The sequence below is a fragment of the Paraburkholderia panacisoli genome (assembly GCF_008369935.1).
Taxonomy (GTDB): Bacteria; Pseudomonadota; Gammaproteobacteria; order Burkholderiales; family Burkholderiaceae; genus Paraburkholderia; species Paraburkholderia panacisoli.
The window spans coordinates 21,324-46,608 of the sequence record NZ_VTUZ01000044.1 but is presented as its reverse complement, the minus strand read 5'-3'; the positions used below and the strand labels follow the sequence as shown (position 1 = coordinate 46,608).

20 protein-coding genes, 2 tRNA genes and 1 pseudogene are annotated in these 25,285 nt (G+C 62.1%); 13 read left to right on the top strand and 10 right to left on the bottom strand.

All coding sequences use genetic code 11. The features are described from left to right. Positions 1-42: 42 nt before the first annotated feature. The 3 genes from FVF58_RS40190 to FVF58_RS40180 all read left to right on the top strand — a co-directional run bounded on the left by FVF58_RS40190 (position 43) and on the right by FVF58_RS40180 (position 5,471). Complete coding sequence (locus FVF58_RS40190; protein WP_425469016.1) at positions 43-2,685, top strand: glycoside hydrolase family 2 protein; 2,643 nt, start codon at positions 43-45, stop codon at positions 2,683-2,685. 629 nt (positions 2,686-3,314) lie between these two features. Next, positions 3,315-4,049 (top strand): Crp/Fnr family transcriptional regulator, encoded by a 735-nt coding sequence (locus tag FVF58_RS40185; protein WP_007182187.1) that lies wholly within the window; start codon positions 3,315-3,317, stop codon positions 4,047-4,049. A gap of 36 nt (positions 4,050-4,085) precedes the next feature. Further along, entirely contained in the window at positions 4,086-5,471 is a 1,386-nt protein-coding gene (locus FVF58_RS40180; protein ID WP_149675209.1) for an undecaprenyl-phosphate glucose phosphotransferase, read from the top strand. A gap of 301 nt (positions 5,472-5,772) precedes the next feature. Here FVF58_RS40180 and FVF58_RS51890 read toward each other — a convergent pair whose 3' ends face one another. From FVF58_RS51890 to rnr, 7 genes are all read right to left on the bottom strand, one after another. Then, a complete protein-coding gene (locus FVF58_RS51890; protein ID WP_188131087.1) occupies positions 5,773-5,940 on the bottom strand; it encodes a hypothetical protein in 168 nt (55 codons plus the stop codon). Positions 5,941-5,983: 43 nt separating this feature from the next. Further along, positions 5,984-6,409, bottom strand: a complete 426-nt coding sequence (locus FVF58_RS40170) for a helix-turn-helix domain-containing protein (protein ID WP_149675208.1) — start codon at positions 6,407-6,409, stop codon at positions 5,984-5,986. After that, a complete protein-coding gene (locus FVF58_RS53490) occupies positions 6,406-6,576 on the bottom strand; it encodes a type II toxin-antitoxin system HigB family toxin (protein ID WP_246217430.1) in 171 nt (56 codons plus the stop codon). The genes FVF58_RS40170 and FVF58_RS53490 overlap by 4 nt, the downstream gene beginning before the upstream one ends. A 353-nt stretch (positions 6,577-6,929) precedes the next feature. Then, positions 6,930-8,174, bottom strand: coding sequence for a glycosyltransferase (locus tag FVF58_RS40160; RefSeq protein WP_149675206.1), 1,245 nt, complete (start codon positions 8,172-8,174; stop codon positions 6,930-6,932). A gap of 503 nt (positions 8,175-8,677) precedes the next feature. Continuing rightward, positions 8,678-9,373, bottom strand: a complete 696-nt coding sequence (gene rpiA / locus FVF58_RS40155; RefSeq protein ID WP_149675205.1) for a ribose-5-phosphate isomerase RpiA — start codon at positions 9,371-9,373, stop codon at positions 8,678-8,680. 62 nt (positions 9,374-9,435) lie between these two features. Further along, positions 9,436-10,179, bottom strand: coding sequence for a 23S rRNA (guanosine(2251)-2'-O)-methyltransferase RlmB (rlmB, locus tag FVF58_RS40150; RefSeq protein WP_149675204.1), 744 nt, complete (start codon positions 10,177-10,179; stop codon positions 9,436-9,438). 220 nt (positions 10,180-10,399) lie between these two features. Next, positions 10,400-12,901 carry a ribonuclease R gene (gene rnr, locus FVF58_RS40145; protein ID WP_149675203.1) on the bottom strand — a complete coding sequence of 834 codons (2,502 nt, stop codon included), beginning with the start codon at positions 12,899-12,901 and terminating at the stop codon, positions 10,400-10,402. 305 nt (positions 12,902-13,206) lie between these two features. Here rnr and FVF58_RS40140 point away from each other — a divergent pair. From FVF58_RS40140 to FVF58_RS40130, 3 genes are all read left to right on the top strand, one after another. Continuing rightward, a tRNA-Leu gene (locus tag FVF58_RS40140) sits at positions 13,207-13,293 on the top strand. Between the two features lie 232 nt (positions 13,294-13,525). After that, positions 13,526-13,612: transfer RNA gene (locus tag FVF58_RS40135), tRNA-Leu, on the top strand. Between the two features lie 96 nt (positions 13,613-13,708). Continuing rightward, positions 13,709-14,338, top strand: a complete 630-nt coding sequence (locus tag FVF58_RS40130) for an integrase arm-type DNA-binding domain-containing protein (protein WP_342802439.1) — start codon at positions 13,709-13,711, stop codon at positions 14,336-14,338. Between the two features lie 486 nt (positions 14,339-14,824). On the opposite strand, the pseudogene FVF58_RS40125 reads toward FVF58_RS40130, so the two are convergent. Further along, positions 14,825-16,471, bottom strand: a pseudogene (locus FVF58_RS40125) (phospholipase C); the annotation flags it as partial. Positions 16,472-16,753: 282 nt separating this feature from the next. Here FVF58_RS40125 and FVF58_RS54985 point away from each other — a divergent pair. The 7 genes from FVF58_RS54985 (at position 16,754) to FVF58_RS40100 (ending at position 22,783) form a co-directional block, all read left to right on the top strand. Further along, complete coding sequence (locus FVF58_RS54985; RefSeq protein ID WP_425469015.1) at positions 16,754-17,170, top strand: aminotransferase class I/II-fold pyridoxal phosphate-dependent enzyme; 417 nt, start codon at positions 16,754-16,756, stop codon at positions 17,168-17,170. Positions 17,171-17,271: 101 nt separating this feature from the next. Continuing rightward, positions 17,272-17,589: an RraA family protein gene (locus tag FVF58_RS53485; RefSeq protein WP_246217422.1), complete on the top strand. Its 318-nt coding sequence runs from the start codon at positions 17,272-17,274 to the stop codon at positions 17,587-17,589. Between the two features lie 796 nt (positions 17,590-18,385). Beyond that, positions 18,386-19,792, top strand: coding sequence for a class I SAM-dependent methyltransferase (locus FVF58_RS40115; RefSeq protein ID WP_149675201.1), 1,407 nt, complete (start codon positions 18,386-18,388; stop codon positions 19,790-19,792). A 1-nt stretch (position 19,793) separates the two neighbouring features. After that, complete coding sequence (locus FVF58_RS40110; protein ID WP_149675200.1) at positions 19,794-21,131, top strand: sensor histidine kinase; 1,338 nt, start codon at positions 19,794-19,796, stop codon at positions 21,129-21,131. 7 nt (positions 21,132-21,138) lie between these two features. Beyond that, a complete protein-coding gene (locus FVF58_RS40105; RefSeq protein WP_425469013.1) occupies positions 21,139-21,543 on the top strand; it encodes a response regulator in 405 nt (134 codons plus the stop codon). Between the two features lie 8 nt (positions 21,544-21,551). After that, entirely contained in the window at positions 21,552-21,704 is a 153-nt protein-coding gene (locus tag FVF58_RS54980) for an ATP-binding protein (RefSeq protein WP_425469012.1), read from the top strand. 23 nt (positions 21,705-21,727) lie between these two features. Next, positions 21,728-22,783: a response regulator gene (locus FVF58_RS40100; RefSeq protein WP_149675199.1), complete on the top strand. Its 1,056-nt coding sequence runs from the start codon at positions 21,728-21,730 to the stop codon at positions 22,781-22,783. A gap of 290 nt (positions 22,784-23,073) precedes the next feature. On the opposite strand, the gene FVF58_RS40095 is transcribed toward FVF58_RS40100, so the two are convergent. Continuing rightward, on the bottom strand, positions 23,074-23,823 hold the full coding sequence (locus FVF58_RS40095; protein WP_149675198.1) for a maleate cis-trans isomerase family protein: 750 nt from the start codon (positions 23,821-23,823) through the stop codon (positions 23,074-23,076). 46 nt (positions 23,824-23,869) lie between these two features. Continuing rightward, positions 23,870-25,222 carry an MFS transporter gene (locus tag FVF58_RS40090; RefSeq protein ID WP_149675197.1) on the bottom strand — a complete coding sequence of 451 codons (1,353 nt, stop codon included), beginning with the start codon at positions 25,220-25,222 and terminating at the stop codon, positions 23,870-23,872. Positions 25,223-25,285 lie beyond the last annotated feature (63 nt).

Here is a 25,285-nt window from a genome sequence, read left to right as displayed (position 1 = left end):
CGCGCAGCGTCGGCTATCCGGGAGTTCGCCGTGGATCCACTGATGCTCGATCCGGCGGCTGATGAAAGCGGCGACGGCAGCGGCCCGCTCGCAACCGTGGCCCTTGCCGGTCAAGACCGGCCTATCGCGCAGGCAGACGGCACGGGAGTCAGCGCGGACAGCACGCGTGGATCGCCGTGGCCGCAGCGGCTCGACTCGGGCTGGCAATGTCTGAGCACGCCAGCGGGCGCGTGCGAGTCGCCAGCGAATTTGCCGGCCCATGGCTGGCTCGAAGCACAGGTACCCGGCACCGTGGCCGGGGCGCGCCGCGCGGCGGGCCTGTTCGACACCCATGATCCGCCGCCGCTCGCGTTCGACGATCACTGGTATCGCGTCACGCTCACCGGAACGGGCAAACGCCGTTTGCGTCTGCACGGGCTCGCCACGCTCTCCGAAGTGTGGCTCGACGGCGTCAGGCATCTCGAATCCGATTCGATGTTCATCGCACATACTCTGGACATCGAACTGAATGGCACCGCGACGCTCGCACTATGCTTTCGCTCGTTGACACCAGCGTTGGCGGAAAAGCGCTCGCGCGCGCGCTGGCGGCCACGGCTCGTGTCGCCGCCCACGTTGCGCAACGTGCGCACCACCCTGCTCGGCCATATGCCCGGCTGGTGTCCATCGATCCAGGCGGCCGGCCCCTGGCGTCCGGTCGAATTGCTGGGCACCACGCCGCACGCATTCGACACGATTGATCTGACGAGTCGCATCGAAGACGATGACGGCGTTGTTGCGCTGACGTTACGTTTCGTGCACCCGCACGATATCGCCACCTGCCGCGCAACGTTCAAATGCGGCATCTCTGTCTCGTCATTGCCATGGAGCGATGCATATACACTGAGCGGCAGTGTGCGCGTACCTCGTGCAGAACGCTGGTGGCCGCACACGCATGGGGCGCCCACTTTATATCCTCTGACGTTGCAAATCGATGACGGCCGCGCAACCAGTCACGCGCTGGGCTCGATCGGCTTTCGCAGCATCGAGGTGGAACGCGGCGCCGACGGCGCCGGCTTCGCATTACGCGTGAACGGCGTGCCGGTATTCTGCCGCGGCGCATGCTGGACCAGCGCGGACCTCGTCACGCTCGCCGGCACCGACGCGCAATTGCGGCATACGTTTGCGCTGGCTCGCGACGCGGGCATGAACATGCTGCGCGTGGGCGGCACGATGGTGTACGAGTCCGATACCTTTTACGCGCTCGCCGACGAGTACGGCCTGCTCGTCTGGCAAGACTTCGCGCTGGCGAATTTCGACTACCCCAACGATGCCGCCTTCAAAGCGTCGATCGAACGCGAAGCCAGCCAGTTTCTGATCCGCACGCGGCGCTTCGCCGCGCTCGCGGTGCTGTGCGGCGGCAGCGAGGCCGACCAGCAGGCCGCGATGTTCGGCCTGCCGCCTTCGCGGCGCGCGCAAGCTGTGTTCACGGAACACCTGCCCGCGATCGTCGCGCGCGAACGGCCGGACCTGCCGTATATCGGCAACTCGCCGTCAGGGGGCCCCTGGCCGTTTTCGACTAACGAAGGCATCGCGCACTACTATGGCGTCGGCGCGTATCAGCGTCCGCTCGAGGACGTGCGCCGCGCGCAGGTGCGCTTCGCCGCCGAATGCCTCGCATTCGCCAACGTGCCCGACGACACCACCTTGCACGACGCGCTCGGCACGCTGAATTCGCACGATCCGCGCTGGAAGGCCGCTGTGCCGCGCGACCCTGGCGCGGGCTGGGATTTCGACGACGTGCGCGACCACTATCTGCGCACCCGCTACGGCGTCGACGCCGCGCGGCTGCGCTACGAAGACACCGAACGATATCTGGATCTGTCACGCGCGGTGGTGGCGGAGCTGATGAGCGATGTGTTCGCCGAATGGCGGCGCGCGGACTCGAACTGCGGCGGCGCGCTCGTGTGGCAGTTGCAGGATCTGCGGGCCGGCGCGGGATGGGGCGTGATCGATGCGACAGGAAGGCCAAAAAGCGCGCTGCATGGCCTCTCGCAAACGTTGCAACCCGTGCAGGTGGTCATGACCGACGAAGGCCTCAACGGCCTCGACATTCATCTGATCAACGAGCGCGCGCAAACGTTTAGCGCGCAACTCGAACTGGTCTGCCTGCGCGATGGCAACGTTCGGGTCGCATCCGCGAACTGCACAGTCGAGTTGCAGCCGCACAGCGTGCAACGCCTCAGTGCGGCCGCATGCCTCGGCCAGTTCTTCGACTTCACACACGCTTATCGTTTCGGCCCGCGCGCACATGAGGTCACGATTGCAACACTGCGCGACGCCGCGAGCGGCCAGACCGTGTCGGAAACGTTTCACCTGCCCGAGCGGCACGTGCACGAGCGTCACGACATCGGCCTGACGGTGGCCGTCGAGCACACTCGTGAAGGCTGGCGGCTCGTCATCGAAGCACAGCGCTTTGCGCGCTTCGTTCATATCATTGACCCGCACTACCGGGCCGCGCACGACTGGTTCCACCTCGCGCCGAACCGCCCTCGCATCGTGCCGCTGATCGCAGCGACGCCGTTCGCGTCGCTGCAACGAATCGTTGCGCGCACAGCCAAGTCCGCATTTAAAGATGATGCAACATGCCCGACACCCGCTGGCGAAGTGCGCGCGATCAATGCGATATCCGCCAGCTTCTACCGCTGAATGTCTCACTGAACTAGGCACTCCTTCGCAAGCCGCGAAAAACCTCGCGCTACACGCGTGCATGTGTCTGGTTCGCAGCATCACTGTTGGTTCTTGCGCGACTCCCGGCTCGTCAGAAAGGCGAACCGTACGCCAGCGAACGTAGGGCATTGAACACTTCTGAATCAATTCCGGCACATCCCGGACATCGCATTACGACGAGCATGGAAGGGCTCTCGCAACCTTCAGACAACTACGCGGGGCTCCCCTTTATCAGCCGCAAAGCCAATGCCATCAATGCCTGGCGTCGTTTTAGGCCGAGCCGCGAAACGCGGACTTCCCCGCAGGGCGTTGTACAGAATTGAAACAAAAAGCCACATTTGGCTTCGCACAATGAGGGGGCCCGGTTCGCTGCGCCGCACCAGTGCTTGCTTTGCATGCCATTGGCACGCTCCTCGCTAATATCCTTGCGCAACACGGTGCCTCATCGAAGCTTCAGAAGAATGGCGGTGATGTGCCAAGGCCAATACGGGGCCGGTCCTGTTCATCCTCCGCTGCTTGTGAGGCAGCATGTCGTTCATAAACGGATACAGGCATCGGATCAAAAAACAGAAAGTCGCCAAACCGCGTCTTTCACGCGAGGACCGATCATGTTGACACTTCAATCCGATCTGCACGGTAACCATTTGCTCGGCGCATTGCCGTCGCACGAATGGCAAGCGCTAGCTCCCCACCTCGAACTGGTTCATCTGCGCACCGAGCAGTTGCTGTGCGACTCCGGCCAACGTATTCACCACGTGTACTTCCCGACCACTGCGATCATCTCGATGCTCTCGACGATGGAAGACGGCAGCTCGGTCGAAATCGCCGCGGTCGGCCGCGAAGGCATGACCGGCGTGCCGGTGCTCACCGGCGGAGAAACCATGCCGAACCGCGTGCAGGTGCAATGCGCCGGCTTCGCATACCGGATGAGCGCACAGGCGCTCAAACAGCAATTCGCCCGCTCGGATTTCCTGCGCCGCCTGATGCTGCTGTATATGCACGCGCTGCTCACGCAAGTCGCGCAAACTGCGGCCTGCAATCGTCACCACGCGCTGAACAAGCAACTGTGCCGCTGGCTGCTGATCGAAGTGGATCGCGTCGCGTCGAATGATCTGACGGTAACCCAGCAGCTGATCGCCGACATGCTCGGCGTGCGCCGCGAAGGCATTACCGAAGCTGCGGGCAAGCTGCACGACGAAGGTCTGATCCACCACAGCCGCGGCCACATCAAGGTGCTCGACCGCAAGGGCCTCGAAGCGCGCGCGTGCGAATGCTACGGCCTCGTCAAGCGTGAATTCGACCGTCTGCTGCCGCGCCTTCGCCAGGCCGAAGCCGTCGAATAAACGCCGCACCGGTCGACTAGTGGATAAAAGCCAAATATGTTCAGGAATACTGCGCGATGCCTCGACGCACTCTTCGTGGTTGCGGGAGGTCTGCTTGCTCACTGGCTGCGCTACTCCACGCCAATCGCGTTGTCGGACACCCAGCGTCTTCTGATCGCTTTTAACTGCGTGCTCGTGCTGCTGCTGTTTCCGGGCTTCGGCGTGTACGAAACGTGGCGCGGCAAGGCATTGGCGCCGATATTGGCGAGAATCGCCGCTGCGTGGATGATGGTGGTCGCCACCGGCCTCGTGCTGGCGTTCACGTTGCACAGGATGGATGCGGTGTCGCGTCTGTGGTTCGGCTATTCGACGCTGATCTCCGGCGCGCTGATCATCGTCGCGCGGTGCGCGATGCACGTCGTGCTGCGCAGCGTGCGAAGTCGCGGAATGAACGTGCGCACGGTCGCGATCGTCGGGGCGCCGGGATTTTCGCGCACGCTGCTCGCGCATCTCGAACATGCGCCGCAAGCCGGCTTCAAGCCGGTCTGCGTGTTCGACACCAGCGTCGAAGGCGCTGGCGCGTATGGCCCGCGCCTTAGCCGCCTGCCGGTGCTGACCGATCTGAATGCGTTCGCCGACAAGGTGCGCGACGAGCACGTGAACGAAGTGTGGCTCGCACTGCCGCTTTCCGAAGAACATACGCTCTACCGCTTCGCGCATACCTTCAGACACGACTTCGTGAACCTGCGCTTCATTCCCGATGTGCGCAGCCTGTCGCTGTTCAAGCACGCGCTGGGGGATGTGGTCGGTTTGCCCACGCTGAATCTGAGCGCGACGCCCATCTCGCCGCCGCAGATGTGGCCCAAGCTGATGTTCGACCGCCTGTTCGCGGCGCTCGCACTGCTCGCGCTCGCGCCGGTGTTCATCGTGCTCGCGATCGGCATCAAGCTTACCTCGCCCGGGCCCGTGTTCTTTCGCCAGACCCGCAAGGGCGTCGACGGCCAGCCGTTCGCGATCTACAAGTTCCGCTCGATGACCGTGCACCACGAAGCGCACGGCCAGATCACCCAGGCCACCCGCAACGACGTGCGCGTGACGAAGCTCGGCGGCTTCATGCGTCGCACGAGCCTCGACGAGTTGCCGCAGTTCCTCAACGTGCTGCTCGGACAGATGTCGGTGGTCGGCCCGCGCCCCCACGCGATCGAACACGACGATCTCTACAAGGACCAGGTGTACGGCTACATGCACCGCTACCGGATCAAGCCCGGCATCACCGGCTGGGCCCAGGTGAACGGCTATCGCGGCGCCACGACCAAGGTCGAGAAGATGGAAGCGCGGGTCAAGTTCGACCTGTTCTACATCGACAACTGGTCGTTCTGGTTCGATATGAAAATCGTGTTCATCACGATCTTCAAAGGCTTTGTCGGGCGCAATGCATTCTGATCGTGCCGATGCGCGCGCCGCGACAGCCTCACCTTCAACGACGTCGCTATCTATAACGCGTCGTTCAATCTTCTGCTCATCATGTGCGAATAGCTGGGGCCGGCCGGCCGATGGGCGTTCGTCGCTTGCTCGACGCTGATCGGAGATCGCGCAGGACCCGGGGGTTCCTGCGCGCTTCGTCGTTGGCGTTCGAACGCGGCAGCGTGGGACTTGCGTTGCGCAAATGGCGAGTGGGCCTGCGCGCGATGCGCGGGGCGTGGCGGGAGTCCGTGCGCTGATCCCCGCATCATGAAGCGTTTTCCTACGAAGGGGCTGCGCCGGGCCGGGGCGCGGCCCCTTCCTGTTTGAACTTTCGATCAACCCACAACTGAAACAGCGCCAGATACAGAAGCGCCAGCTGCCAGCGGCTGAACTGCGAGCCGCCGGCGCCGGCGCGGACAAAATGGTCAAAAAGTGCGGGAAAACTCATCGTGCCGTGCTGAGCACGGCACGATGCAGGCGCTACGAGGCTTTCACAGAAACGCGCTGACGTCGATATGAAAACGTGAAGCTAGCGCTTTCGCCACCTTCTTGCTGATCGCGCGGCGCCCCGCAAGAATGTCGCTCACCACGGTGGGCGACGCGATCCCTATCAGGTCTTTCTGCTTGAGCCCGTGCGTCTCCAGCAGATGGCGCAAAACTTCGCGCGGCTCCGCTTTCGGAATCGTCACGCTGTGCGCTTCCCATCGCCCGATCAGGTCCGTGACGATCGCGTGCAGATCGGCAAGCGGATCCTCCCCGTTACCATGACTCAGATGATCGGAGAGCGTGTTGGCTACCCGCACCATCTGCTGGTAATCCTCTTCGTTACGAATGGGTGTGATCGGCAACTGGCTTTGCAGCATGGACCAGGTGTGAGCAACATCGGGAAAGGGTCCCGGAAGGCGATCGGCATTCATGAGATTAGATTCTTCCTCGTCCAAAGGTCGTACTCCGCATGCGTCAATACACGACGAACGAATAACGACTGCCTGTTGCAGTGAATCGCCGCGACGAGCCAGGATCGCGTGCCGCGCACATCGAAAGCCGTGTATCGAAGCGGCACGTAGTCCCCGCCGGCGAACATCTGCTTCAGGTCGTTATAGCGATACGCGAGGCAAGCCTGCGCCAGTGAGCACCACGCAAATTGCCCACTGTGCACGCCCCGATGTCTTTTATTCAACCCAGCAACGCGTTGTTGAGGTGACCCGCTTCGTCCTTGCTCGCCCGTGCCCGCACTTCAAACTTGCACGCGCCACCTGCGAGGTCAAACGGAACGAATCGACAGCGACAGCCGGCCGGACGCCTACACCCGAACGGCTCGTTACAGCCTACTGCGATACGACGAAAAGCTTTCTTGCTCACGCATTCAGCAATTCACAATGAGCCAATGATCTGGATGATCCGTCCCTGCGCCAATGGCCCGACCAACACGTCAGCTCAAAAGTCCGACGCACCCGGGGTGAGCGCATCGGCGCCCCCGGCTGCTTCTGGATGCCGGTTCGCGCGCTCGCCCGACATGCCGGGTTGCCAGAGCGCGCCGGCCCGTTGCCCTGCCTCCACCGGTTGACGCACGCCCGCCGCCGCGATCGTCTGCGTGACCTCGGCCATAAACGCGCGCCGGAAGACCGCGGGCGAAAACCGTTCGGCGTTTGCGCGGCAGGCCGCCGGGCTGATATGCTCGCGCAGCCGTTCGAAGCGGGCGATCGCTCCCAGCATCGACACGACAGTTTGGGCTCCGAAATATACGCCGGTGGCACGCGCCTCGCCGAGCGGCACCACCGTTTCGAGCGCACGGCCCTTGCCGAGCGCAATGACCGGCGTGCCACAGGCCTGCGCTTCGAGCGGGACGATGCCGAAGTCTTCTTCTGCGCATACGAAAGCCCGCGCGCGTTGCAGATAGTCCTTCAAAACTTCGAACGGCTGATTGCCGAGCATCGTCACATTCGGGCCCGCTTTGGCGCGAAGCGCGGCCATCTGGGGCCCGTCGCCGATCACGACCAGATGGCGATGCGGCATTGCGTTGAACGCCTCGACGATCAGATCGACGCGTTCATGCGGCACCATCCGCGCTACCGTCAGATAGAAGTCGTCCTTGTGCGTGCGCAGTTCGAAGCGATGCACGTCGACCGGCGGCGGAATCACTGCGGCATCGCGCCCGTAAGTTTTCATCAGACGTCGCGCGCCGAAGTGCGAATTCGCGATCAGACGATCGACGCCCTTTGCCGATTGCGCATCCCAGCCGCGCAGGTAATGGAGCATCGCGCGCGCCGCCCACGACTTCGGTCCGCGCGTCAGATTCGCTTCGCGCAGATACTCGTGTTGCTGATCCCACGCGCAGCGCAGCGGCCCATGCACGTAACTCACGTGCGTCTTTCCCGGTCCCACCAGCACGCCCTTGGCGACCGCCGAAGAACTGGAGATAATGAGGTTGTAATCGGACAAATCGAACAGTCTGACGGCGAGCGGCATCAACGGCAGATACGCGCGATAACGGCGCCGCGCGAACGGCAGGCTCTGGATGAACGAGGTCTTGACAGGCCGGCCGCCGAGCAGCTTGCGGTCTTCGAGAAAATCGACGAGGCTGAAGAGGTCCGCCTCGGGAAAGCACTCGATGATCTGCGCGAGCACCTTCTCCGCACCGCCAGGTGCGTCGAGCCAGTCGTGCACGATCGCCACTCTCATGATCTCCCCGCCTGTCGGAAACGCCTGTTGCGCTCAACAACGAGTGTATGTGCCACATTCATTGCCGTGCGTGCGCGTGCCCACATTCGACATGCGACAGTGCGCTAATAATTGGGGCCTTTCGTTCGTCAGTTCAAAGCGACGCCTGGATGCCTCGCGTGCCGATACGCCTGATGATTGGAGCGGCCCGCGCCGCGCGTGGCGAATTGCGGGCGCGTGACGGCCTCCCGCAACGGCATGCACGCATGGATGAAAGCAGTGAGTGTGTATTGCGCAGGTCGATCGAAGCCGGGCCGTTTGGGCCGGTGATCGTCAGGGGAATATACGTGGGCTGAGTGCCGGCGATGTCGCTGCGTAGGTTGACGCGCTCTGCACGTTGCGTGCCGATCCGGCGCGGCATCTTACGCATCAACTCAACCGATACGACGCGAAGCGGGCCATGCAAACGAAGCGCGCGTCAGCCCGCTGACCGCAGACTCACGCGCAACTTCAACGCATACCAATCAACCCTTGCTGTACTCGATCGTTTCGACGCCCGAGTCCGTGCCGAGCAGGCACAGATTCGCACCACGGCCCGCGAACAGGCCGACCGTGACCACGCCCGGCCATGCGTTGATGTGCATTTCGAGCGTGCGCGGATCGCTGATACGCAGACCCTTGACGTCGATGATTTCGTTGCCGTTGTCGGTAATGAACGGCGAGCCCTCTTTGGTCACGCGCACCACCGGCACACCGCCGAGCGCGGTGACGCGGCGGCCGATCGCAGTGCGCGCCATCGGCACCACTTCGATCGGCAGCGGGAAGTTGCCGAGCGTGTCGACCAGCTTGCTCGCGTCCGCGATGCAGACGAACACGTCCGACACCGACGCGACGATCTTCTCGCGCGTCAGCGCGCCGCCGCCGCCCTTGATCATCGCGCCGCTGCGGTCGATCTCGTCGGCGCCGTCCACATACACCGGCAGCGAATCGATTTCGTTCAGGTCGAACACCTTGATACCGTGCGATTGCAAACGCGCGGTGGTGGCGAGCGAACTCGACACCGCGCCGCGATAGCGCGCCTTGTTGGCGGCCAGCGCGTCGATGAAGCAGTTCGCGGTGGAGCCGGTGCCGACGCCGATCACCGCGCCCTCGGGCACGTTGGCGTTCACGTAGTCGGCGGCGGCCTGGCCGACCAGTTGTTTGAGTTCGTCTTGAGTCATGGGAAAGCTGGCAAGCAGTAAAAACAGGTAGTTTACCGGAGTGGCATGCGAGCGCCGGGTGATTACTTCTTCACCGCGCGCTGCCGCACCGCTTCGAACAGACACACGCCGCTCGCCACCGACACGTTCAGGCTCTCGACCGTGCCCGCCATCGGAATCTGCATGACGACATCGCAAGTCTCTCGCGTGAGACGGCGCATGCCCTCCCCTTCGGCGCCCATCACGAGCGCCACCGGACCGTCGAGCTCGGTGTCGTAGAGGCTCTTGGTGGCTTCGCCAGCCGTGCCGACGACCCACACGCCGGCGTCCTTCAACTCGCGCAGCGCCCGCGCCAGATTCGTGACCGTGATATACGGCACGGTGTCGGCGGCGCCGCTTGCCACCTTCGCGGCGGTCGCGTTCAACCCCACCGCGCGATCGCGCGGCGCGATCACCGCGTGCGCGCCGGCCGCATCGGCCACGCGAAGGCAAGCACCGAGATTGTGCGGATCGGTCACGCCGTCCAGCACCAGAATCAGCGGCGAACCGTTGATCCCGTCGAGCAGTTCGGCCAGGTTCTGCGCGAGCGGCAGGTCACCCGCGCGAGCCACCACGCCCTGGTGACGCTCGGTGTGCGCGAGACCCCACAGACGCGTTTCGTCGGCGGCGATCAGGCGCACGCCGGCTTCTTTCGCCGCGTGCAGGAATTCGGTCATGCGACGGTCTTTGCGCGTCGCGTCGTAATAGACATCTTCGACCGTCGACGCATCGTGCCGGATACGCGCGGTCACTGCGTGGAAACCGTATAAAACCTTGAGACGTGCCATGACTGAACAACCTTTGATTGAGCGCGCGTCCAACGCGCGCTGCTGTGATGAATACGAGCCTGAGTGCTTCGCTTGAAACCTGAATACTTTTAGCTGCCTGCCGCGCCCGCGTAGACGCGTGCATACATCCAGGCGCGCGTGGCTGCGATAAAACGCAGACCGCGCGCAACCGGCACGTGGGAACGTACCCGATGCGCGCGGTTCAGGCGGTGAACCCGCTTCAGCGCTTCTTGTGTGATGTCGCTTTCGACGACGCCTTGGCCGCGGCGCCATGCTTCTTCGCCGCGCCACGCGCGGCGCGCGCTTCCTTGACCGCCGCGCTTTGCGCGGGCGCGGCCCTCTTGCGCCGCGCGCCCGGCGCCGCCGCGCCACCTTCGACCGGCGGTAACACGCGCACGCGCGCGCCGCCACCATCACTCGAGCCCTTGTCGGCCAGCGATCCACGCGCGGCCGGCGGCTTGATCGGCGTATCGCGCACGAGCCGGAAGTCGATCTTGCGCGCGTCGAGATCGACGCGGCTCACCTGCACGCGCACGCGATCCGACAGGCGATAACGGATGCCGGTGCGCTCACCGCGCAACTCGTTCTTGATCTCGTCGTACTGGAAGTAGTCGGAGCCGAGTTCGGTGACGTGCACGAGGCCTTCGATGAAGAGCGAATCGAGCTGCACGAAAATGCCGAACGACGTGACGCCGTTCACCATCCCGCCATACTCTTCACCGAGCTTGTCGCGCATGAAGTAGCACTTCAGCCAGGCTTCGACGTCACGCGACGCTTCGTCCGCGCGGCGCTCGTTGGCCGAGCAGTGCAGCCCCAGCTCTTCCCAGATCGCGACGTTGTTGCCGCGCTGGCGGCCGCGCTTTTCGTCGTCGGCCTGTTGCATTGCGCGGGCGCGCGGCGACAGCGCCGTATTCAGCTCGACGCCTTGCGGCGGCTCCGGCTGATACTTGCGGCCCTGCAGGATCGCGTAGATCGCGCGATGCGTGAGCAGGTCGGGATAGCGGCGGATCGGGCTCGTGAAGTGCGCATACGCCTCATACGCGAGACCGAAGTGGCCGATGTTGTCCGGGCTGTAGACCGCCTGCTGCATCGAGCGCAGCAGCATGGTTTGCAGCATCTGCGCATCGGGCCGCTCGCGGATCTGCGCCATCAGCGCGGCGTAGTCGCTCGCGTGCGGCGTGTCGCCCCCGGCGAGCGTGAGGCCCATGCCGCGCAGGAACGTGCGCAGATTCTCGAGCTTCTCCGCGGTCGGCCCGGCGTGCACGCGGAACAGGCCCGGATGCTTGTTGCGCTTGAGGAAGTCGGCCGCGCAGACGTTCGCGGCCAGCATGCATTCCTCGATCAGCTTGTGCGCATCGTTGCGGGTGCGCGGCACGATCTGTTCGATCTTGCCTTGCGCGTTGCAGACGATGTAGGTCTCGGTCGTATCGAAGTCGATCGCGCCGCGTTTCTGGCGCGCCGCGAACAGCGACTTGTACACGCCGTACAGATTCTGCAATTGCGGCAGCAGCGCGGCGCGGCGCGTCGCCTCCGGACCCTTGGTGTTTTTCAGCACCGCGGCGACTTCCGTGTAGGTCAGCCGGGCGGCCGAGTGCATCACACCGGGATAGAACTGATACGCCTTCACTTCACCGCGCGCGGTGACGACCATGTCGCACACCAGCACGCAACGGTCGACCTGCGGATTCAGCGAGCACAAGCCGTTCGACAGCTTCTCCGGCAGCATCGGAATCACGCGGCGCGGGAAATACACCGAGGTGCTGCGCTCGATCGCGTCGGCGTCGAGCCCGCCCTTCGGATGCACGTAGTGCGACACGTCCGCAATCGCGACGATCAGCCGGAAGCCCTCGCCGCGGCCGACCTGAATCGGCTCGCAGTACACCGCGTCGTCGAAGTCGCGCGCATCTTCGCCGTCGATCGTGACGAGCGGCACGTCGCGCAAATCGATCCGGTGACGCGCGTCGACCGGGCGGACTTCGTCGGGCAGCTTCGCGGCTTCGTCGAGCGCGTCCTGGCTGAACTCGTGCGGCACGCCGTACTTGCGCACCGCGATTTCGATTTCCATGCCGGGGTCGTCGATATCGCCGAGCACTTCCACCACGCGGCCGAGCGGCTGCGAATGACGGCTCGGGAAATCGGTCAGCTCGACCACCACCACCTGGCCGACCTTGGCCTTCTTGGTGTTCTGCGTGATCAGAATGTCGTGGCCGATGCGCTTGTCTTCGGGCGCGACGATCAGCGCGCCGTTTTCGTTGAGCAGCCGGCCGATCACCCGCTTGTTGGCGCGATCCGTGACTTCGACGACATGCCCTTCCGGACGGCCGCGCCGGTCATAACCGACGATGCGCGCGAGCACGCGGTCGTTGTGCATGACCTTCTGCATCTCGGCGGTGGGCAGGAACAGATCGTCCTGGCCGTCGTCGCGAATCAGGAAGCCGTAGCCGTCGCGATGGCCTTGCACGCGGCCGGCAACAAAGTTCGACGGATGCGTCAGCTGGTAGAGATTGCGCTGATCGAGCCGGATCTGGCCGTCGCGCTCCATCGCGCCTAAGCGCTTGAAAAATCCTTCGCGCTCCTGGCGCTTGATCGACAGGGCTTCGGCGATGTCGTTCGCGGCGAGCGGCGCTTCACTAGTGCGCAGGACGCCCAGAATTTCTTCGCGGCTTGGAATCGGATACGGAAATTTGCTCAAGGGCTTATCGATGATTTTTTCTCGTTGCATGGACGTCGGTCGGCGTTGTGGCTCGGCTTGGAATGCGTTTGCGCTGCGCTTGAGTTGCACTTGCGACTGCACTGGAAAAACTGCTCGGGTCCGGCTCGTTCAAGGCTGAGTCGACGGGCGTGTGTGCACCGTGCCAACGAACTACTGCGAGGCATTCTAACACCCGTCTTGCGCGCCACGCGGCCCGTCAATAGTCGCTGGGAGGCGCGCGCAGCCGCGTCGGCGCGATGTTTAAGCAAGTTTGGAGAAACGCTTGACAGGGCTCAATCTGTCGCTATAATGGCGGTCTTTGCTGTTCATCACCTGCCCAGGTGGCGAAATTGGTAGACGCACTAGGTTCAGGTCCTAGCGGTGGCAACACTGTGGAGGTTCGAGTCCTCTCTTGGGCACCAGATTCAAAATTGAAGCCGCCTACGGGCGGCTTCAATTTTTGTGTGAAGCTACGTGGTCCGATTCACTGGCTGGTGCGATCGGTTTGCGTAGCTGGCAGGACGGTAGTTGAGTGGTGAAAGCGGCGCTTTTCTGCACAACTGAGCCGAGCGGTTTGATACAGCGAAGTTTGTTTGAAGTAGGGATTGACACGCTGCATCAGCTCGCTAAAATAGCGGTCTAGCTTGAAGATGTGCCCAGGTGGCGGAATTGGTAGACGCACTAGGTTCAGGTCCTAGCGGTGGCAACACCGTGGAGGTTCGAGTCCTCTCCTGGGCACCATCAGTTGTTCCGGCGTAAGCCGAAGTAGTCCGAGAAACCCCGTAAGATCAACGTCTTACGGGGTTTTTTGTTTCCGCGGACTGCTGTCATGTACCGGTGGCATCGACGGATTTTGCGTGTATATACGGAAGCGCGGCGCCAGGTCATGGCCAAACGCGTCGAACCGAAGTCCGAAGTCCGAAGTCCGAAGTCGTGTTTCGTGTCGCCAAACCGCGCGAACGCCCTTATCTTCTCGCGGATGGGAATGGGCTGGTCTTGCGTATCTGGCCTGACGGGAGCAAAACATGGCTGCTTCGCTGCAGCCGCCCGGGCACGGGCAAAGAGAACTTCCTCAGCCTCGGCCCGTACCCCGATATCACACTCCTTGATGCGCGACGGTCCGCCGCTACCGCACGCAATCTTGTCCGCGAAGGCACCGATCCGGTCGAACATCGCCGGGCCGCGTTCACCGCCCGCAAGCGCGCAGTCGAAGGCGCCTTCCACCTCGTGGCCCAGCGCTGGCTCGAGTTCAAACGCAAGGAATGGGCAGACGAGACCTACCGGAAAGCCGAGTTTGTCGTACGGCATACCCCCACTCGATGGTCAATCGTGGGGCTGAACCCTTGCCAAGACGGCGTTTTCGCCCGGTCGTCTGGCGCCGATACCGTCACCGATACCGACATTCCGGTCCGGTACGCAACGGCATTTGGCGGGCCGCATTGGAGACTCGACCCACGCCGTATATAGAAAACCCGCGAAAACAAGGCGTGGCACAATGATTTGCGAGCGTGATACCGTCATCGATACCGTCGGCCCGTTCCAGTGAAGTCCTGGCAAATTCGTTCCGAGCCGACTCTGAGAAGACCCGTTTGGACCTGCCGCCAGACACAATGCTCCCCCTCGGCGATGCGGACGACTGAACGCCCGTCTCCAGATATCAACGCCGGAGCGATACCGTACAAAACCAAGGACAACGGCAGAGTTAATCTTGCACGGGCGCGTCATTTGGCTTCAGCGAAGGCATCGTTGAAGCAAAGCCATGCGTATCGTCAATCGCGATTCTTCCGCCGCGAACGCAACGATTGCGCGGCGCACTTTTTCTGTTCACAAGCAGCGCTGTCAATATAAGTTGAAGTCTCAATCGTCAGCAGCTTGCAGGCGACGCAAGTCACGCGAGATCGCTGGCACCGCCACCGCTTCCCCGGGGTTTCCATGCTTGACGGAGTGGACGACCGTGCCGGTTAAGGGGTCGAGAAACAGCTTGTCGGAGCGAGGCTCGCCGCGGAAATCGAACATGCCCATAATGCTCCCCGCCGTCGCGTCGAACGAGCCTCCGCCCATACGCCGACCATTGAGCCAGTTGTCCTCAATAAACCGGATGACAGATGTTTCGATAATCGGCGCATGGTCAACGAAGTTCTGTTTGGCCCACGGCGAGATGACGAGGAATGGGATCCGCGTTCCTGGTCCACACCTCCCGTTGACCGGCGCACCACTCACGCCGGTTGGCGGAGTGCCCTCTCCACACCTTCCGCGGCCATTCAAACGATCGGCCCGCAAATCGAACGATGGATGCGTCGGACTCGCGTAGGCGTGGTCATACCATCCATCGGAATCATCCCATAGCACAATAACCGCCGTGCTGTCCCATTCAGGCTGCTGCTGCACGAAATTGATGACCTGCGTCGTGAATACCTGTTCGTCGAGCGGGTCGGAGTAGCCGGCATGCCCGTCCTGCGAGCCGGGCGCCTTCAGGAAACTGACTGCCGGAAAATTGCGTGCCTTCACCGCTGTAAAAAAGTCGTTGATGTCATATTCGTGATTCGCCGGATCTGCGGTTTTCTCTTCCGACAGGCTGTGTCCGATGGCACTGACTGAACCCGGTCGCAGATGCTTCGGGTTAGCCGTCGACCTGTAGTACTGGAACCAGTTGTGATGTGGCACATAGTCCGCTGTGGCTACCCCGACGGCGGTAGCAACGGTACTTCGCTGGCACCAGGTGGTGCCGTTCGGATTGACTCGTGTCAGGTCGAACCCGCCCGTGAAACCGCCCCAGCTGACGCCGCGTTCGTTCAGCAGGTCCCCAATGTTCCTGCCGACCATCATCACCTGGGTTTCACTGGAGCACACGTCATACGCGGGATCAACGTCGTTGATCAACGTAAAGCCCCCTACGCCGTCGTCGACAAAATAGTCGGCCACCGGGTGGCGAAACCACCTGTGCCCAGGCGTGACGATTCTCATGCCGTTTGTTTGCCCCGACACGAGGTTCAGAGCGCCTGGCGTCGAGGGTCCGTACGTCGATGTGTACGCATTGTCGCTCATTGCAAAATGCTGCGCGTAGTTCCATAGCGAGGTTACGGTATTGCCGTCGAAATAGCCCATTACCTGCGCTTGCGTGTCGAATGCGCCCGCGCCACCGCTGGAGCCGTGACCCGTGTACTTGGGAAACAGGTCCATCGCCCCGTTGTGGTAAGCCGCCTGCTCTGCGGAGTAAGTGTGGTTGTGGTCCGAGGTCGCCGCCTGACTTCGATCGAGCCGGAACGGATTGCTCACAGCCCGACCATTGGCGGCGTTGTGATTCGGGTTATTCATTCGTAGTTCAGACGAAAGCCCATTCACGCGCGGCGTGCCGGGCGCTGCTATGAACCGGGGCTCCCCGGGGAGATTTGCCGCCGTGGGGTAGGTCCCGAAGTAGTGGTCGAAAGACACATTCTCGTTGAAGATGACCACGAGGTGCTTGATCGGCGTTGCCGTGTTCACGCTTTCCCCGTGACCGCTCTGAGCATACAAATCTTCCGCACCGACGCCCAAACAGTACGCGGAGAGAGTAAGCGTCACAGTTGCACATGAAATGGCCGGTAGCGCTTGACGCATGATGGTGTTTCTCGGCATAGGTGTGGCGATTCTGAAATGCGGGTCTCGCTTCGGCGCGTGCCCCCGTGAGTACAGTCACTCGACGCGTGGGAGGTCCATCCGGGTTGACCCAACAGCGCGATGACCGCCGCGCTCTCGCACTCCGGCGGCTACCGTACGATATGGTCGACTGGATCATGAAAACCCGATTCCTGATTCGATGCCCGCCAATGAACAGGCCAAAAGGCAAATCCACCGGCACAAACAGGCACTAGCAGTCCGGTACAGAGACAATAGCCGGGCACGATCACGCGAATAGGTACGCCACCGCACACATCGCCAGTCCGCCTATTTCCAGAATTAACAAGCAAACATTCCGCGCAAGTCGCATTGGACAGCCCGATGGATTTCATCAAAGAACGCAATGACGCTTTTCAACTCAGGCGTGACACCGCGTTGGAAAAGTTGAACGCGGCCGACGGCATTCGCTGCAGACGTCCGCAGGGTGCGTTCTATCTTTTTCCGTCTTGCGATGGCCTGATCGGCAGAGCAACGCCAGAAGGAAAGGTCCTGCAAAACGATGTTGACCTACGCGCGTGTTGCAGTAGTGCCAGGGATCGCGTTCGGCACAGGTGGTCACTTCCGGATTTCGTTTGCTACGTCAGACGAGCGTTAGCGTTGGGGTGTGATCGCATCAGTCAAGCCTGCGAACTGCTGACATGAAAATCCGGCGGATTTTCATCTGCACATAAGTGGAATCTGCACAAGCGTGCTTGCCTGATTGCCAGGCATTTCCGCCTCCATCCAACATTAGTGAGTTCTCCATGGACCTAGGTATCAGGCGATGTCACGGTCTGGAGCGGCGACGGGGAAGGCATTGCTATTTTGGCGAACTCATCGCCATTGGAATGAAAGAGCGAGGCTGCGTGGGGGCGCTAGTCGACGGTGGCATCCGCGATATTCGCTGGATTGCCGACCAGGATTTTCCAGTGTTCGCGCGCTATCGCACTCCGGTGCAATCCATTGCGCGTTGGAAGGCCAGCGAACCCCGTCTTGACAGATTGGACCAGGCGACGGCCACAGTTGGCTACCAGCGATGCGGCAGCAATGCCGCGATGTCGGTGGCCCTGTGGGTCGGCTGAGAGCATTCAGGTCGGCGGGCAAGTTCATGCAATCCAGTCCGCCAGAATCCCAGACGCCGCGGAAGCGCAACCATTTACGTCCTTGCCAGTTTCGCAGCGTCTCACGCGACATTCCCAACTTCCAGGCAATCGAGCGGATGCGGACTGCGTCCGAATATCGCGTCCCGGTTGGCTTCCTTAACTTGCTTTCGTTTTCCATACCCCAAATCTCCGGTTACAGCCAAGATTCGAAGCCTCCTACATTCCCGGCGCGCTTCACCCGCAAGACTCGCAAATATGGCGGCGTGCGCCTTCTCACACGCACAGGAGCGGCATTGCACATTGCACCATCAAGAACTCGACTGGGCCTGCGCTCAGCCGGGAAGCCCCTCGTAGTCCTTTGGCGCCCTTTCGTCGAGTGCTTCCAGGCAGTTTCACTGATGAAATCCGCGTGAGACGACACATTCTTTTTTTATCAGTAGAATGCTGCATTCGCAAAGGTCCGAATTGTTCCGGAACCGGCCTTCAGGCCCACCAGGCTAACGAGTCTCACAACCGTGATGCCATTAGCACACGTGCTGTCGCGAGGTGACGCGGATAAGTCAAATGCATAACTTGTCTGGCCGATGCAGTTAAGGAGGAAGTGGTACGCCGCCCGGATAGAACGGGTTGCTGTGACGACAACTGAAATACCGATGGCGACGCTTCTTCACCTGGACCAAGGAAACCATCGACGCTGAACTGGCCGACCTACTGGCCTGGGTATGGCACCAAATTTCAAACCAACTTCTCGTGGTACTTACCTGGCCGCAATACTGTGTATTCCAAAACGCAAATCGATCCGGTAGTGAGCTTCCGCAATTCGCAGGGCGAGCAGGTGCGGGGCACGATCATCAATCTCCAGCGAAAGTCCCTGGTGATGGAGGTCTATAACCCGTACTCGATTGTCCAGGTCAGTGAGGTGCTGAGCGACCTGTCGGTCAAGATGGGCGTGGAACACGCCTATTCGGGCAAGGCGGTCGTAATCAGTATGGTCAACACCGGCCTGACAGCCATTGTCTCGGTGACGCTGATCGCCGAGTGGCGGGAACTGAGTGGCGGCGCGCTGGAAGCGCGCGCGGTGGGGGAAGAATCCCGCCGGTTCGTGCAGGACTGGACCGAGCGTTTCAACATCCGCCGTGACTACCAGATCGCGGTCAACCAGATCCGAGCTTTTCTCTCAGACATGTCGCGCTGGGTCGAGCAGGCGGACCTGGCCGACACCATGCCGAAGGAAGGCAAAAGCCTGCGCGAGGACTTCTTCCTCGAACTGGCATCGCCACTGATGGAAAAGACCAAGTTCTACTTCGACGAATTTGAAGGCGAGGCGCGCCTGGTCGACGAAGAACTGGCGCCGGCACACCGTGCCTTTGCCCAGGCCGCGCTACATCCGCTGCTGCTGCGCTCGCCCTTCGTCTTCCGCACCTTCACGAAGCCGCTGGGCTATGCCGGTGACTACCAGATGGTCAACCAGATGCTCGACGATCCCCGCCAGGGCCCGAGCACGTATTTCCAGATCGTCAACGCGGCCTTCCTGCAGACGGCCGTGGCGCGCGCGCACCGCAATCGCGTCGAACTGCTGGTGGACTACCTGACCCGGCTGGCCACTGAAGCGCGCGCCGCGCGGCGGCCCTTCCGGGTGCTGAACGTGGGTTGCGGCCCCGCTCAGGAGATCCAGCGCTTCATCCATGAATACGACGAACCGGAGTGGCTGACGTTCGAACTGCTCGACTTCAGCCAGGAGACACTGGACTGGACGCGCGAGCGCCTCGCGTCCATCGCACAGAAATCGGGCACGCGGATGACCATTAGCTACACGCATGATTCGGTCCACCACCTGCTCAAGCGCCGGATGGATGCGGACGCACGGGACGTCCGCGAGTTCGACGCGGTCTATTGCGCCGGCCTGTTTGACTACCTGTCAGACAAGGTCTGTGCCCGGCTGAACCAGCATTTCGCCAGCCGCACCAGACGGGGCGGCCGCCTGCTGGTAACCAATGTCCACGCCGACAACCCGGAGCGCTTCAGCATGGAGCACGTGCTGGAGTGGTACCTGATCTATCGCAACGAGGCACAGATGGCCGAAATCATGCCGGAGAACTGCGGCGAGCCGCGCCTGTACACGGACCCGACCGGGGTGAATGTGTTTGCCGAGGTGATGATCGGCCAGCATCAAGTAGCCTGAGATGACAACATCCCTGGCTGGGCTACATTCGAACTATCGTGAAGAGCTGCGCGACTACCGGTTGCTGTGCAGCAAGGCTGGCGGCCTGACCGTGATCTTGCTGGTGCTGATGGGCGTGGCGATGGACTATGTCGTGTATCCGGCTGAGCAGAAGCGCTTTGCCGTCGTTCGGGTGCTGACCAGCGCGGCCATCGGCCTGGCATTGCTCGCGCTTTACACGGAAACGGGCAAACGCCGCGTGCAGGTCGTCACCTTCTTCTGGCTGCTGCTGCCGCAGGCAATGATCTCCTGGATGATTTATGTCACGCAGGGCGAGGAGTCGCTGTTCTATGCCGGGCTTATGCTGACGATCTTTGCGGTCGGGATCCTGTTCCCCTCCGGCTACTGGCAGACTCTGGCATTCGGCCTGGCCACGGTCGGGCTCTACTACATCGCCTGCGTGGCACATGTGGGCGGCATACAGAACCCAAGCAAGTTTCAGTTCCAGCTAATCCTGATCTTCTTCTGCGCGTTGGCCAGCTCCATTTACACCTACTTCAACGAGAAGGGCCGTTTCCAGCTTTTCCGGCTAAAGGATGAGGTGGCGCACAAAAACGACCAGCTCGCCCGCACCAATGAAAGCCTGGCGCAGATCAAGGGCCAGTTGCTGCAGCAGGAGAAGATGGCTGCAATCGGTACGTTGTCCGCGGGGCTGCTCCACGAGGTCAACAACCCGGTGAACTTCTGCCTGATGGCCATCGAACTAGCCATGGAGGAACCGCAGGCCAAGGACAGCCCGTCGCTGCAGGAGTGCCTGATGGATGTCAAGCAGGGCATGCACCGCATCCAGCATATCGTGTCGGACCTGAAGACCTTTGCCTACCGCAAGCCCGGCGCGGCGGCAGACGACGTGCCGTTCCTGTTCGAGAAGGCACTTGACTCGTCGATCCGGCTGAGCGCACATGAACTGCGTGGCGTGAGCGTCACGCGCGAGCTGCCCAACGACACCCTTGTGCTGGGCGACGAAGCCGCCATCATCGGCGTGCTCATCAACCTGTTCTCGAATGCCGCTCTGGCCATGCACAAGGCCGGCACCGTATCGCCGCAGGTCCATGTCGCGGCGCAATGGCACGACGACCGGCTGCACGTGAATGTGCGCGACAACGGCCCGGGGATCGCCGCGGAGCATCTGGCGCGGGTGTTCGAACCATTCTTCACTACCCGCGAAGTCGGCCAGGGCCTCGGCCTTGGCCTGTCCATCAGCTATGCGGTGGTCGAGCGGCACGGCGGCACACTGTTTGCTGAAAGCGAGTTGGGCAAGTGGACCGCGTTCAACTTCGACCTGCCGCGTGTGGAGTGATGTCGAGATGAGAGAGACCCAGCAAGCGCGGCAGACTGTCGTCTATGTCGATGATGAGGAGTTGGCTCGCAAGTACTTTGCGCGCTCAGCCGGCAGCGACTATGAGGTGCTGCTCGCCGGCGGCGCGGACGAGGCCATGGCGATCCTGCGCCGCGAAGGTGCACGGGTGGCGATCCTGGTGACCGACTTCCGCATGCCGGGCGGGCACGGCGACGACCTACTGCGGCAGGTCTCTCAGGAGTATCCGCATATCGTGCGGATCCTGGTGACAGCCTACGCGGACAGCAACGCGCTACTGGAAGCGGTCAATTCTGGCGAGGTGTTTCGAATCCTGGAGAAGCCGCTAGGCGTGGGCACGGTCCGCGAAGTGCTGGCATCAGCGACAACGGCCCCGGTATTGCGCCCGAGGTGATGCAGCGCTTGCTGGTCGACCCAGTTATCACGAACGCCGGCGTTCGCGGCTTCGGCATGATTTTCTGCAACCGCGTGATGCAGTCCTTTGGCGGGAGTATCAGGATTGCATCCGCGTCCGGCGCCGGCACGACCGTGACGCTGGAATTCCCAATTTTCTAGGATCGAATGCACAGGAGTTACCAATGAGCAATACGATTGCCAACGAGACACCGCCCCCGGCGATTCTGTTCGTTGATGACGAAGCCACCGCGGTCAAATACTTCGAGCGCGCCATCGGTGCAATCGCGCCGGTGGTGACGGGCGCCTCCGTGGAGGACGGCAAGGCAATGCTGGATGCCCACGCCGCCAGCCTGGCCGTGCTGGTGTCCGACCAGCGCATGCCGGGCGAATATGGCAACGAACTTCTGCGCTATGCGCGCGAGCGCTATCCCCACATCGTCCGGATCCTGACGACGGCCTATTCGGAGCTAGACCAGACCGTCGAGGCCGTCAATCAGGGCCAGATACATCGCTATATCAAGAAGCCGTGGGACATCACCGCGCTGCGCATGGAGATGAAGCAGGCGCTAGAGCTGTCGGGACTGCGCAAGGAACGCGACCAACTCGTGCGCGAGAAGCTGGGCGTGCTGCAGACGCAGACCGTGGCCACCCGCATCGGCATCGTGCACACGCTGTGCGCCAGCCTGATCGGCCCAGGCCGCTTCCAGCCGGTGGAAACCTACCTGGCCGGCACCGAACTGGCTGGTACGCGCAATGTGGAGCCGGATTGGCAGCGTATGGACTACGCCGACCTGGTGCGCGCCGAGAGTGAATGCAGCGGCAGCTTCGGCCACGCGGTCAGCACGCGCCTGGTGGAACTGCGTACGCAGAATGCGGGGCGCAGCGCTGCCGATGCGGTGCAGGTCTTCACCGAAGTCCTCGGCGCCACAGTACGCGGCGGTGGCGATGCGCTGATCTGGACTTCGCCGACCACGCTGAGCGAGTTCCTCACCCGGCCGGTGGGTCAGGCCGTATCGGCCGAGCACGCTGCCTGGCTGGCCTGCCTGCTGTGGCTGGAAGAAGCCGGCGGCGCCCTGCAGTTTATGCGTGAAGGTGACACCATCGTCTGCCGCGCCGGCACACGCGCTGCCAGTTTTGCGGCCGACCGCCTGGCAGTCTGGATCGAGCGGTTCTCGGAGCGGGTGTTCGACCAGGCGAAGGAGACGATCCGCGCTCAAAACGGGCGCAACGGGCGGTGATCGGCTCGTAAGGCCACAGGGCGAATGACCGCTGTACCTGGGTTGCGTTTGCAAGGACTTCCCCCGAGAGTCAAGATCGGGGTCCGATTTTTTTCGACGCTTGCAGACATTCGACGCGCGCATGCAGGTGGGCCGGTTGGCGTGGTCATGTCATTTACCTCAAGCCGGCTGCTGCCGTGGCGTCGAAGCAATACCAGGAACAACCAGCTCGCACTGCCACCCGGCAAGAAAGGTGCAGGCATGTTCGCGGTCCCACGCGCGCTCATGATCACCCTGCCCGGTGCCGAAGATCACGCGCCGGAAAGCAACGCTCCCGCGCCGGGGACGATCGGCTCGAGCTCAAGATGATCCAGCATGCGCCGGACGGTGCATACCGCAGTCGAGACGGTGCGGATCCCCAGCATGTCTTCGATGCGTTGAATCGCCGGCAGTGACGGCATCTGGACGCATGCGGACGCTACCACGACGTCCGCGCCTTCCGTGTTCAGGCCGCGAACGTCGTCGACCAGCCGCATCGGGTCGCGCAGACCGACTTCAAGGTTGTCGGGAATCTCAAAGCAGATGGAATCGATGACCTCGATGCCCTCGTTTTCTATATAAGCGACGACCAGGTCAGTCAAGGGCCGCATGTACGGCGCCATCAGCGAAATCCGGCGGGCGCCCATGATCTTCAAACCTTCTACCAACGCTCCCGCGGAGGTCATGACGGGCGCAAGGCAATGATTGGCACGCGCAACTTCCAGCAGTTCGCGTTCGGTTTGCCGATGATATCCAGGCCCCATCGCCATGATCGCGACCAGACAAGCCGTGCTCATGACATCGACACGAGCGTCGGCGAGTTCCGCCGCGCAGCGCAAGCTTTCCTTGTTCATCGCCACCAATTCCTCTTTCGTGACCTTGTGCATTCTCATCCGGCTCGAATGGAACGTGAACCGCTCCGGGCGGATCGCTTCACGGGCACGAAACATGGCGGGAATTTCAGTTTCCATGGTCGTATTCGAACTTGGCACGATCTGTCCAATACGAAAACTTTGAGACATTATTCTCTCCAGAATAGAGTTAGGTATCCAAAATACTTAGGCTGACTCAGTCCGGCATGCCTGCGCCACGCGTTTCAGGCAAGAACCACGGCAGCACGATACCCAGCAGATACACGGAACCCAGAGCCAACGCGGCCTGCGACACGCCACCGAACGATTTGATCATGCTGCCCGCGATGATGGGAAACACCCACGCGATCAAGCGCGCTGCATTGAACACGAAGCTGATCGCCGTGGAGCGCACGCTGGAACCAAAGAGTTCACAGGGGTAGATCGCCATCCAGACATAGGCACAGCCCAAGGTGAAGAAGCCATTGATCGGCGCCACGATCATCATCGCTTCGACGCTTGTCGTCAGCTTGTACGTGATGAACGTCGTTACCAGAGCACCGACGAAAGTGAGTGACAGGAAGGCCCGCCGGCCGATTGCATCCACCACGAAGCCCGCGATCATGTAAGCCGCAATCGCGCCGACGGTGTATGCGATCGATATCTTCGAGCCCCACGACAAGGCGTCGGGGATACCTTCGGCTTTAGCGAGCGACACGGTATAGGTCGGCAGCCAGCTGGAAATGGCCCACCAGCCGACGGTCGTGACGATCGACAGCACCAGCAAAAGCATCGTGCGGCGCAGCGCTTCGGGTTCACTGAACAGTTGCGTGAGCGTGAAGGGGCGCTTTTCAGATGCAGGCGCTTCGCCCGCAACCGGCGGGGTGTTCGTCGCGCTCCAGCGTTTCTCGCGAACCGCGCGTTGCCATTTCTCAGACTCGTTGACCCCGCGGCGGATGTACAGCACAAAGAACGCGGGGACTGCGCCAAGCACGAACATCAACCGCCAGGTTTCGGCACCGAGTGGATGCGCCGACGAAAGCGCGTACCACACGACCGCCGCGATCAGCGTGCCCCAGCCGAAGCCCGATTGCAGGAAGCCCGCCCCTTTCGCACGAGCCCGCTCCGGCCAGGTTTCCGACAGTAGCGCGACGCCCGTGCTCCATTCACTGCCCATGGCGAGGCCAGTCAGAAACCGCAACCCGCACAACATCCAGAAGGTTTGCGAGAACGCGGTCAAACCCGAAAACACCGCATAGAGGAATACGGACCAGAGCATCATTCGCTTGCGTCCTACATAGTCCGCAAGAATCCCGCCGACCAGACCGCCCGCCCCCCAGCCAAGCAAGGTGATGCCGATGACCAGACCCGCGTACGTCGTGAAGGACGCAGCTTGCGCCGGCGACAGCACCGAATGCAGCATTGGCCCAAGCACAACGACGAGTGCCAGTGCCTCGTAGCCGTCGAAAATCCAGCCGAGAAAGCTCGCTTTCAGCACGCGCCAGTGCATTGCCGTGAGCCCCTCGTACCAGCGAGTTCGCGAGCTCAAGGCAAGTTGTTTGTGTTCCATCATTCGTCTCCTTCATATTTTCAACATCGTTTCCAGGCGTTCCTGCCCTGCACCGGCTTGTGC

Coding starts and splice junctions, on each gene's coding strand:
- FVF58_RS51890 (WP_188131087.1), bottom strand. CDS start 5,940: ATGAGTTTTCCCGCACTTTTTGACCATTTTGTCCGCGCCGGCGCCGGC.
- FVF58_RS40110 (WP_149675200.1), top strand. CDS start 19,794: ATGACAACATCCCTGGCTGGGCTACATTCGAACTATCGTGAAGAGCTG.
- FVF58_RS40105 (WP_425469013.1), top strand. CDS start 21,139: ATGAGAGAGACCCAGCAAGCGCGGCAGACTGTCGTCTATGTCGATGAT.
- FVF58_RS40190 (WP_425469016.1), top strand. CDS start 43: ATGCTCGATCCGGCGGCTGATGAAAGCGGCGACGGCAGCGGCCCGCTC.
- FVF58_RS40090 (WP_149675197.1), bottom strand. CDS start 25,222: ATGGAACACAAACAACTTGCCTTGAGCTCGCGAACTCGCTGGTACGAG.
- FVF58_RS40160 (WP_149675206.1), bottom strand. CDS start 8,174: ATGAGAGTGGCGATCGTGCACGACTGGCTCGACGCACCTGGCGGTGCG.
- rpiA (WP_149675205.1), bottom strand. CDS start 9,373: ATGACTCAAGACGAACTCAAACAACTGGTCGGCCAGGCCGCCGCCGAC.
- FVF58_RS40095 (WP_149675198.1), bottom strand. CDS start 23,823: ATGTCTCAAAGTTTTCGTATTGGACAGATCGTGCCAAGTTCGAATACG.
- FVF58_RS53490 (WP_246217430.1), bottom strand. CDS start 6,576: ATGTTCGCCGGCGGGGACTACGTGCCGCTTCGATACACGGCTTTCGAT.
- FVF58_RS40185 (WP_007182187.1), top strand. CDS start 3,315: ATGTTGACACTTCAATCCGATCTGCACGGTAACCATTTGCTCGGCGCA.
- FVF58_RS53485 (WP_246217422.1), top strand. CDS start 17,272: ATGGACCTAGGTATCAGGCGATGTCACGGTCTGGAGCGGCGACGGGGA.
- rnr (WP_149675203.1), bottom strand. CDS start 12,901: ATGCAACGAGAAAAAATCATCGATAAGCCCTTGAGCAAATTTCCGTAT.
- FVF58_RS40180 (WP_149675209.1), top strand. CDS start 4,086: ATGTTCAGGAATACTGCGCGATGCCTCGACGCACTCTTCGTGGTTGCG.
- FVF58_RS40100 (WP_149675199.1), top strand. CDS start 21,728: ATGAGCAATACGATTGCCAACGAGACACCGCCCCCGGCGATTCTGTTC.
- rlmB (WP_149675204.1), bottom strand. CDS start 10,179: ATGGCACGTCTCAAGGTTTTATACGGTTTCCACGCAGTGACCGCGCGT.
- FVF58_RS40170 (WP_149675208.1), bottom strand. CDS start 6,409: ATGAATGCCGATCGCCTTCCGGGACCCTTTCCCGATGTTGCTCACACC.